Origin of the sequence: Asanoa sp. NPDC050611 (assembly GCF_040654855.1) — a bacterium.
Taxonomy (GTDB): domain Bacteria; phylum Actinomycetota; class Actinomycetes; order Mycobacteriales; family Micromonosporaceae; genus Asanoa.
In genome coordinates this window covers 1-8,767 of record NZ_JBFAIU010000318.1, presented here as the reverse complement: position 1 = coordinate 8,767, position 8,767 = coordinate 1, and the positions used below count along the sequence as shown (strand labels likewise).

Annotated in this window: 7 protein-coding genes and 1 pseudogene; 4 read left to right on the top strand and 4 right to left on the bottom strand. The window is 74.1% G+C overall.

Annotated features, from left to right (window positions below):
• Both AB0H87_RS33150 and AB0H87_RS33145 read left to right on the top strand, forming a co-directional pair.
• Positions 1-883: TetR/AcrR family transcriptional regulator (locus AB0H87_RS33150; RefSeq protein ID WP_360154739.1), on the top strand; the 883-nt coding region annotated here is incomplete at its 5' end.
• Between the two features lie 26 nt (positions 884-909).
• Positions 910-1,716, top strand: coding sequence for an alpha/beta hydrolase (locus AB0H87_RS33145; RefSeq protein WP_360154736.1), 807 nt, complete (start codon positions 910-912; stop codon positions 1,714-1,716).
• Here the strand turns inward: AB0H87_RS33145 and AB0H87_RS33140 are convergent.
• From AB0H87_RS33140 to AB0H87_RS33130, 3 genes are all read right to left on the bottom strand, one after another.
• Complete coding sequence (locus AB0H87_RS33140; protein ID WP_360154733.1) at positions 1,663-2,991, bottom strand: NAD(P)-binding protein; 1,329 nt, start codon at positions 2,989-2,991, stop codon at positions 1,663-1,665. The genes AB0H87_RS33145 and AB0H87_RS33140 overlap by 54 nt on opposite strands.
• Before the next feature lie 95 nt (positions 2,992-3,086).
• Positions 3,087-4,664, bottom strand: coding sequence for a LuxR C-terminal-related transcriptional regulator (locus tag AB0H87_RS33135; RefSeq protein WP_360154730.1), 1,578 nt, complete (start codon positions 4,662-4,664; stop codon positions 3,087-3,089).
• A 64-nt stretch (positions 4,665-4,728) separates the two neighbouring features.
• Positions 4,729-5,730, bottom strand: coding sequence for a zinc-binding alcohol dehydrogenase family protein (locus tag AB0H87_RS33130; RefSeq protein WP_360154727.1), 1,002 nt, complete (start codon positions 5,728-5,730; stop codon positions 4,729-4,731).
• 126 nt (positions 5,731-5,856) lie between these two features.
• Here AB0H87_RS33130 and AB0H87_RS33125 point away from each other — a divergent pair, with 126 nt between their 5' ends.
• Positions 5,857-6,123: a hypothetical protein gene (locus tag AB0H87_RS33125; protein ID WP_360154724.1), complete on the top strand. Its 267-nt coding sequence runs from the start codon at positions 5,857-5,859 to the stop codon at positions 6,121-6,123.
• A 151-nt stretch (positions 6,124-6,274) separates the two neighbouring features.
• Here AB0H87_RS33125 and recQ read toward each other — a convergent pair.
• Positions 6,275-8,077: pseudogene (recQ, locus tag AB0H87_RS33120) on the bottom strand (DNA helicase RecQ); the annotation flags it as partial.
• Positions 8,078-8,215: 138 nt separating this feature from the next.
• On the opposite strand from recQ, the gene AB0H87_RS33115 reads away from it, so the two are divergent.
• Positions 8,216-8,671 carry a MarR family transcriptional regulator gene (locus AB0H87_RS33115; RefSeq protein WP_360154721.1) on the top strand — a complete coding sequence of 152 codons (456 nt, stop codon included), beginning with the start codon at positions 8,216-8,218 and terminating at the stop codon, positions 8,669-8,671.
• Positions 8,672-8,767: the final 96 nt, after the last annotated feature.

Here is an 8,767-nt window from a genome sequence, read left to right as displayed (position 1 = left end):
GCGCGCCCTCCCCGCCGCGGCGCGGGCGGCGGCCGCGGTGACGGAATCGCCGGACGCCGAACCGACCGCGACCGCACCGCGAGAGGCCCTGGCGTCGTTCGCCCGCGCCTGGACGGCGCGGCTGCCACTCTGGACCGACGACGACCAGTCCCCGTCGCGCCTGGGCGTGGACCTGCTGCCGGAGGTCCTGGCCGACGCCGCGACCCGATTTCCGTACGCACAGCTGATGAAGCTCAACGCCCTGCTCCTGGGCCTGGCGCTGGAGAACCTGGCGTTCGCGGACCTACGCACCCGCACCGGGCGCCGGGTCCGGGTGGCGGAGAGCGCACTGACCACACTGCACGGAGCGACCCAACTGGCCGCGGCCGCGCCCGGGTTCGTGGAGCCGTTCGACGTGGTCCGGGCGTGCGCGCAGCTCGCGGACCTGGACCTGGACGACGCGTGGCTGCCACCCCACCTGCCTTATGCGGTGCGGGCGCGCCCGGTCGACGAACGCTGGTCCCCGCCCCCGGGCGGTCCGTCCGGCGGCGTGGTCGCGATCCTGGGCCTGCACAGGCTGGGCGCGGTGGAGGAGGCGGTCCGCGCGGCCCCGCCAGGCACGTCGGTGACGGCGGTGGTGGTCAGCGGCGACCCGGCGGAGCTGTCGGCACTGGCCCGGCTGGCCTTGGCGGAGGTCGACAGCTGCCTGCGGGCGGCGTTCCCACCCACGGCGTTGTCGCGCCTGTCGGTGCTGCACGACGACACGGGGGCGATCGCAGCCGTGGCGGGGGTGCCGGCGGTCAGCGACGCGACGGAGGCCGCGGTCCTGATCCGGGACGGCCGTGTCGTCGCGCGAGCGGAGGGCTGGGGCGCCTGCCACGCAGCGGCCTCGGCCGCCACGTGAGGGCGCGTGCCGCACAATGATGTGGTGTGCGCACCCTTCCCCGCGTCGCAGTGGCGCTGGCCCTCGTCGGCGCGCTGCTGCTCGGCACGGTGTGGCTGGTGCAACGCCGGCTGATCTACTTCCCGGACCGGTCGGCCCCGGGCTCCGTCCCTGGTGCGCGGGACCTTTCCCTGCGTACGAGCGACGGCCTGACCCTCGGCGCCTGGCTGATCCCGCCGTCCGGGGCGCGGGACCGGCGCGTCGCCGTGCTCGTCGCGCCCGGCAACGCCGGCAACCGGCGGCACCGCCTCCCGCTGGCGGCCGCGCTCGCCGCGGAAGGGTTCACGGTGCTCCTGTTCGACTACCGCGGCTACGGCGGCAACGCCGGCAGCCCGACCGAGGACGGTCTCGCGCGCGACGTGCGGGCCGCCCGGGGCGCCCTGTCCGAGCAGCCCGGCGTCTCCGCGGATCGGGTCGTCTACCTGGGTGAGAGCCTCGGCGCGGCGGTGGTCACCGAGCTCGCCGCCGCGCACCCACCCGCTGGGCTCGTGCTGCGCTCGCCGTTCACCGACCTGGCGGCCGTGGGCAGCGCGCACTACCCGTGGCTGCCCGTCCGGCTCCTGCTGAAGGATCGCTTCGCCGTCGCGGACCGGATCGCCCGCGTCGACGCGCCGACCGTCGTCGTCTACGGCACCGCGGACACGATCGTCCCGCCTGAACAGAGCCGGACCGTCGCCGACCGGGCCGCGCGGTTGACGCGCGTCGTGGCCGTCGACGGCGCCGACCACAACGACCCGTCGCTAGTCGCCGGACAGCCGGTCGTCAGCGCTGTCGCGGAGGTCGCGCCCGCGTAGTGCCGCACGGACAGCGACCGACGGGCGGAACAACCGCGTCGCCGGGTCCTGCAGCGACGCGACGCGGAGGAACTGGTGCGCCACGACGGGGTCCCGCTCGGCTGCCCGGAGCAACCGTCCGGTGTAGACGCCGGCCAGCCGGATCGGGAGCGGGCGCGGGCCGGGCACCTCGGGCAACTTCAGGTCGCCGCCGACCGCGGCCTGCCACGCGGCGCGGGCCGGTCGGGTCGCCGCCGGGAAGAACCGGCGGGCCAGGTCGTGGTCGCCGGCCAGGAGCACGTCCCGCAGCGCCTCCGCCTGGAGGGCCGCGACCGACATGCCGAGCGCGTACGCGGGGTTGGTCGAACAGATCGCGTCTCCGAGCACGAGGAAGCCGGTGGGGAAGCGGCGCAGGCGTTCGTAGCGGAGCCGGACGTTGGCCGGGAAGCGCGCCAGCACCGGGTCGCCGAGCGGCTCCGCGGCGCGGAGGGCGGCCAGCACGTCCGGTGGCGCGATCTCCGCCACGGTCGCCATCAGTCCGGCCGGGTCCCGTGGCGGGTGGTGGCCGCCGTAACCCGACACGGTCAGGATCGCCCGGCCCTGCTCCTGAGCGAACAGCACGATCCCCCGCGGCCGGCCAGGCCGCGCGCTGACGCCCACGACCTTCGCGGGCAGGGCGCCCGACGGGCGGAGCTGCCGGGTCACGTACACGAGGTCGATCGGCACCCGTTCCACGCGCGGTGCCGGATAGCCGAGCTCGGCCAACCACACGGGCGCCCGGCTGCCGCGCCCGGTCGCGTCGACCACGAGGTCAGCGCGGACGTCGTCGCCCCGCACCAGACTCACGCCGGTGACCCGGCCGCCCGTGGCGGTCAGGCCCGCGATCGCCGCGCCGTCCCGAAGGGCCACATTGGACAGCGCACCGAGCCTGGCCCGCAGGTGCGCCTCCAGGCACGGCCGGCTCACCTGACAGGCGAACGGCTGCTCGGGCCGGCGCCGCACCAGCAACGGCCGCCCGCCGCCCGGCGCGAGCCGGAACTCGGCGAAGTCCCGGACCACCGGCGCCCCCGCGGCCACCAGCTCCCCGTACGCACCGGGAAAGAGCCGGTCCAGCGCCTGGGCGCCCGCGGTGACCAGCACGTGCGCGTGCCGGCCCTGCGGCACACCCCGCCGCTGTGCGGGGCCGGCCGGCAGCCGGTCGCGCTCCACCACGGTCACCCGCTCACACACCTCGCTCAACGCCGCCGCCGCGAACAGGCCGCCGATCCCCGCACCCAGCACCACCGCGTGCCGCATCGCGCACCACCCCCTGACGACGACGCTAGGTCCGGAGTCGACGGCGTCGCTTCGGTGCGACCACGCAACGGTTGGCGGTCGATGGGTGATTTCCCTCAGTGGATGCCGTTCGCGAACGCGTACGCCGCCGCCGCTGTGCGCGACCCGACGCCGAGTTTGGTGAGGATGTTGCTCACGTGTCGTTCGACCGTGCGGTCGCTGATCGCCAGCGTTTCCGCGATCGCACGGTTGGACCGGCCCGCGGCGACCAGCCGGAGCACTTCGAGCTCGCGGCGGCTGAGGCCCGCGCGGTCCGGCGGCGTCACCGGGTCGGCCGCCCCGAGCCCGGCCAGGGCCTGGTGTGCCGCGTCGAGCTCCAGCGTCCCGGATGCCTCGTCACCGAGCGCCCGGCAGGCGAGGCCGACGCCGATCCGGGCCCGCGCGGCCTCGTAGGGCGCCGCCAGCTCGCGCCACAGCTCGAAGGCCCGGCGCAGCGCCGGCAGGGCGGCGTCCGGATCGCCGGCCGCCAGGCTCACGGTTCCATCGGCGTACGCGGCGCGAGCGATCAGACCGGCGGTGTCGAACGCGGAGGCGATGCCGTCGAGCTCGGCCGCGCCCTCCCGAGCGGTGGGCAGGTCCGGCACGGCCAGCATGATCTCCACGTACGCGGGCAGCAGGCGCGCGCGGGCCAACGGATGCCTTGTCTCGACCAGCGCCCGCCGGACCGCGGCCGCGGCGGCGCTCGCCCGGCCCTGCGCCAGCCAGAGCAGCGCGAGCCCCGGCTGGGCCGGCCCGCCGAACTGGCCCGCGGCGCGGTACGCCTCCGCCGCCGCCCCGGCGTCGCCGCGCAGCCGGTGCGCCTCCGCGAGCTGATAGTGCGCGGGTCCGGCCAGCGCCGCACCGTACCCTCGGGTGAGCTGGTCGCAGGCCAGCCGCGCCTCGCGCACCGCGTCGGGCCACTCGCCACCGAGCAGCAGCAGCTCGGCCCGGTGGATCCGGCACACCGCCGAGAACACGCCGGTGTACTGCGGCCGCGCGTCACACCAGACGTTCAGCGCGACCGTCCACTCCCGAGCGCGGCGCAGCTCGTGCAGTTCCCGGCAGGCGTCGATGACACTGCAGTAGATCCAGCTCGTCACCGGCGCCGCGGTCACGCCGGAGCTGACCTCGACCAGCGCCTCGTCGAGCATGGCCAGACCCTCGGCCACCCGGGCCTGCCGGATCCGTGCGCGGCCCTGGATGTGCAGGGCGATCGCCGCGAGGTCCGGGTCGCCCCGGGGGTCGATCTCCGCGGCCGTCGCAAAAGCGCCGTCCGGGTCACCGGCGCCGAACCGCTGCTCGGCCTCCGGGATCAGCAGGTATCCCCGTTCAGCGGGCGCGGCCTCGGGCGGTGCCAGCCGGCCGGCGCGGGCCAGCCAGCCGCTCGCCAGGGTGGGCTCACCCTTCACGACCAGCGCGTGCGCCAGGTAGAACGCCGTGCGCATGGCCCGACCGACGGCACCGGCCTCGACGTACGCCGCGTAGAGCCGTTGCCGCAACACCACGGCTTCGTCGATCCGGCCCAGCACCTGGGTGCACTCGGCCAGCCGTTCGAGGTCGTCGAGCGAGAGTGGCTCGGCGGCCCGGAACGCGGCGCACGCGTCCACCCACGCGTGCCGGCGGTGGTGTTCCCGGGCCCGTTCGAGCGTGTCCACCCTGCCTCCCGGGTCCCATTCAACTCCCGCCGCGGGTCAGCCGGCCATCCCGGGACCGCAGCGGTCAGGTGGCGGTGACGACGACCTTGCCGATGGCGCCCGAGCTCTCCACCCGGGCGTGGGCGTCCCGGAGGGTCGCGGCGTTGAGCGGGCCGAGCCGGGTGGTGGCGGTCGTGCGCAGGCGGCCCGCGTCGACCAGCTTGGCCGTCTCCGTCAGCAGCTCGTGCTGGTAGGTGTCGGCGGGCAGCAGCATCGGGCGCGTGAACATCAGCTCCCAGTGCCACGCCACGCTCTTCGGCTTGAGGGGGAGCAGGTCCAGGCCGTCGGGCTCGTCCGTCGCGGCGATGTGGCCCAGCGGGCGGATCAGGGCCGCGTACGTCTCGATGTTGCCCTTGGAGAACGGGCTGATGATGTAGTCGACGCCGTCCGGCGCGAGGGCGTGCACCGACGCGACCATGTCGTGGCGGTCCACCACGTGGTGTGCGCCCATCTCCATGGCCCACTGGCGTGACTCGCCCCGGCGGGCGGTGCCGATGATGGTCAGCCCGGTGCGGGCCCGCGCCAGCTGCAGCACCATGGAGCCCACCCCGCCGGCCGCGCCGACCATCAGCAGCTTTCCCGTGCTCTGCTCGGTCAGGCCGAAGTGGTCGAAGAGCATCTCCCACGCGGTGATCGTGGTCAGCGGCAGCGCCGCGGCGTCCGCGAAGTCCAGCGTGCGTGGCTTGCGCCCGACGATGTTCTCGTTGACGAGCTGGAACTCGGCGTTGCTGCCGGGGCGGTCGATCCGGCCGGCGTACCAGACCTCGTCGCCGGCCACGAACCGCGTCACCGCGTCACCGACGGCGGTGACCACGCCGGCCGCGTCGTACCCGAGGATGCGGAAGCCCTTCGGGTCGCTGCCGGACCGCGACTTGACGTCGGCCGGGTTGACCGACACGGCCTCGACGCGGACGAGCAGGTCGTGCGGGCCGGGGGTGGGCACCGGCACCTCGGCGTCGACCAGGCTCTCCGGGTCGGACACCGGCAACGGCCGCCGGTAGCCGACGGCCCGCATCACATCACCCATCACCCCAAGTTAGGGCCTGCGCCCGGTTGCGTACGCCGGATGCCGCTTCCGGGCCGACGCCGTGGGGCGCCGCGCGCGGGACCGTCGAGAGCGTCACGGAAAGTCCTTCTCGGTGAGGAGCTCACGATGTTGGCACAGCTCTCGACCTATGCCGCCGATCCCGCTTGGCACAACGGTCCCTGGAACCACGGTGGCCCCGGATGGTGGATCGTGTTCCCGATCCTGTTCTGGGTCCTCGTGGTCTCGGTGATCGGCTACTTCATCTGGAACCGCTCGCCGCGGCGCACAGCGCGGCATGCGGCGGAGCAGACGCTGGCGGAGCGGTACGCGCGCGGCGAGATCGACGAACACGAACTCCGCGAACGGCGCGCGCACCTGCGCGACCGGCGCTGACCGCGAGGGCGTCGGGGTTGTCCCGGCGCCCTTACTCCTCGTAGTCCGGCTCGACCAGCTCCTCGTCGCCCCACAGGTCGTCGTCGTCGGCGGCGGCGCGCGGTTTCGGCGCGGCGGCCGGTGCGGGCCCCGGCGCGCCAGGCAGCGACTCCGCCAGCACGTCGAGCACCTGCTGGCCGTACTTGGATAGCTTGTTCTCGCCCACCCCGCTCACCCGGCCGAGCTCCGCCAGCGTGCCCGGCTCGTCCGTGGCGATCTGGCGCAGCGTCGCGTCGTGGAAGATCACGTAGGCCGGGACGCCCTGCTCCTTGGCCGTGGCCGCGCGCCATGCCCGCAACCGCTCGAACGTGCCCACGGCCTCGCCCGCCAGCGCGGGTGCGGCCGCCTTCGGCGTCTTCGCGGGACGTGCGGCCTTGGGTGCGTCGCGGCGGAGCATCACCTGGCGCTCCTTGGACAGCACGCCGCGGCTCGCGTCCGTCAGCGACAGCGTGCCGTAGTCGCCCTCCACCGCCAGCAAACCCTGGGCCAGCAGTTGCCGCACCGCGCCCCGCCATTCCGCCTCGGACAGCTCGGTGCCCACGCCGAAGACCGAGAGCTGGTCGTGCCGGAACCGCGTCACCTTGTCGGTCTGCCGCCCGAGCAGGATGTCGATCACCTGGCCCGCCCCGAACCGCTGGTTGCGCTCGCGGTCGAGGCGCAGCACCGTCGAGAGCAGCTTCTGCGCGGCGATCGTGCCGTCGAACGACGACGGCGGAGTCAGGCACGTGTCGCAGTTGCCGCACGGCTCGCCGTCGGCCTCGCCGAAGTAGGCCAGCAGCTGCACCCGCCGGCACGTGACCGTCTCGCACAGCGCCAGCATCGCGTCGAGGTGCTGGGCCAGCGCGCGGCGCCGCGTGCGGTCGGCGTCGGACGTCTCGATCATCTTGCGTTGCTGGACCACGTCCTGCAGGCCGTAGGCCAGCCACGCCGTCGACGGCAGCCCGTCGCGGCCCGCGCGGCCGGTCTCCTGGTAGTAGCCCTCGACCGACTTCGGCAGGTCGAGGTGGGCGACGAAGCGCACGTCGGGCTTGTCGATCCCCATGCCGAACGCGATCGTCGCCACCATCACCAGGCCGTCCTCGCGCAGGAAGCGGGACTGGTTGGCGGAGCGGGTCCGTGCGTCGAGGCCCGCGTGGTAGGGCAGCGCCGGCACCCCGTTGGTCACCAGCAGCTCGGCGGTGCGCTCGACGGACGCCCGCGACAGGCAGTAGACGATGCCCGCGTCGTCCTTGTGCTCCGTGCGGAGAAACTCGAGGAGCTGGTTGGCCGGGCTCTTCTTTGGCACGATCCGGTACTGGATGTTGGGCCGGTCGAAGCTCGCCACGAAGCGCTTGGCGTCGGTCAGGTTGAGCCGGGTGGCGATCTCGTCGCGGGTGGCGGTCGTCGCGGTCGCGGTCAGCGCGATCCGCGGCACGTCGGGCCAGCGCTCGTGGAGGACCGACAGGCCCAGGTAGTCGGGCCGGAAGTCGTGACCCCACTGGGCCACGCAGTGCGCCTCGTCGATCGCGAACAGGGATATCCGCCCGCGCTCGAGCAGGCGCATCGTGTTGGGGGAGCCGAGCGCCTCGGGCGCGAGGTAGAGCAGGTCGAGGTCGCCGCGGGTGAACGCCTCCTCGGTGTCGCGCCGCTCGGCCCACTCCTGGGTGGAGTTGACGAAGCCGGCGCGCACGCCGAGCGCCCGTAGCGCGTCGACCTGGTCCTGCATGAGCGCGATCAGCGGGGAGATCACCACGCCGACGCCCGGCCGGACGATCGCCGGAATCTGGTAGCACAGTGATTTGCCACCGCCGGTCGGCATCAGGACCAGCGCGTCACCCCCGCCGACCAGCTGCGAAATGATCTCCGCCTGCTGGCCGCGGAACGTGTCATAGCCGAACAGCCGCCGCAGCACCTCGACCGGCTCGGCACCCACCATCTCCGCTGACGTCGCCACGCGGCGATTCTATGAGGCCGCAAGCCCCCGGCAGGAGGGCCTGTGGATAACTCAATCGATACGCATCAGCTTACGATTAACGCGCTCGACAAGCGGCGTGGCCGGGGATACCGTCAGCGAATGCGTACGGATACCGACCTCGCGGTCGCGCGCCGGATCCGCGTCGGCGTGGCGGCCTACAGCGAGCGGATCCGCGCCGAGCGGGCCGGGTTCCTGACCCTCACCCAGACGGCGGTCCTCGGGCAGCTCTACCGGCACGGCGCGCTGACACCGGGTGAGATCGCCGACCGGCTCCGGGCCAAGCCCCAGACGCTCACCCGGGTCTTCGCGACGCTGCAGGAACGTGGCTTGATCACGCGGACCCCGGACCCGGACGACCGCCGGCAGGCTCTGGTCACGATCACCGACCAGGGCCGCGGCATGCTGCACGTGGAGATGCGCCCGCGGGACCGCTTCGCCGCCGCACTTATTACGCAGGAGCTGACGGCCGCGGAGCGCGACCTGCTGGCCATCGCCGCCGACCTACTGGAGCGGCTGGCCACCGCCGGCGCCCCACCGGTCCGCGCCGAACCATGACCAGAGCTGAGCGATGGGCGGAGCTGAGCGATGGGCGGAGCTGAGCGATGGGCGGAGCTGAGCGATGGGCGGAGCTGAGCGATGGGCGGAGCTGAG

What these genes read in the sequence shown, in the direction of transcription:
- AB0H87_RS33140 (WP_360154733.1), bottom strand. Translation starts at nt 2,991, where the DNA reads ATGCGGCACGCGGTGGTGCTGGGTGCGGGGATCGGCGGCCTGTTCGCG.
- AB0H87_RS33130 (WP_360154727.1), bottom strand. Translation starts at nt 5,730, where the DNA reads ATGGGTGATGTGATGCGGGCCGTCGGCTACCGGCGGCCGTTGCCGGTG.
- AB0H87_RS33125 (WP_360154724.1), top strand. Translation starts at nt 5,857, where the DNA reads ATGTTGGCACAGCTCTCGACCTATGCCGCCGATCCCGCTTGGCACAAC.
- AB0H87_RS33115 (WP_360154721.1), top strand. Translation starts at nt 8,216, where the DNA reads ATGCGTACGGATACCGACCTCGCGGTCGCGCGCCGGATCCGCGTCGGC.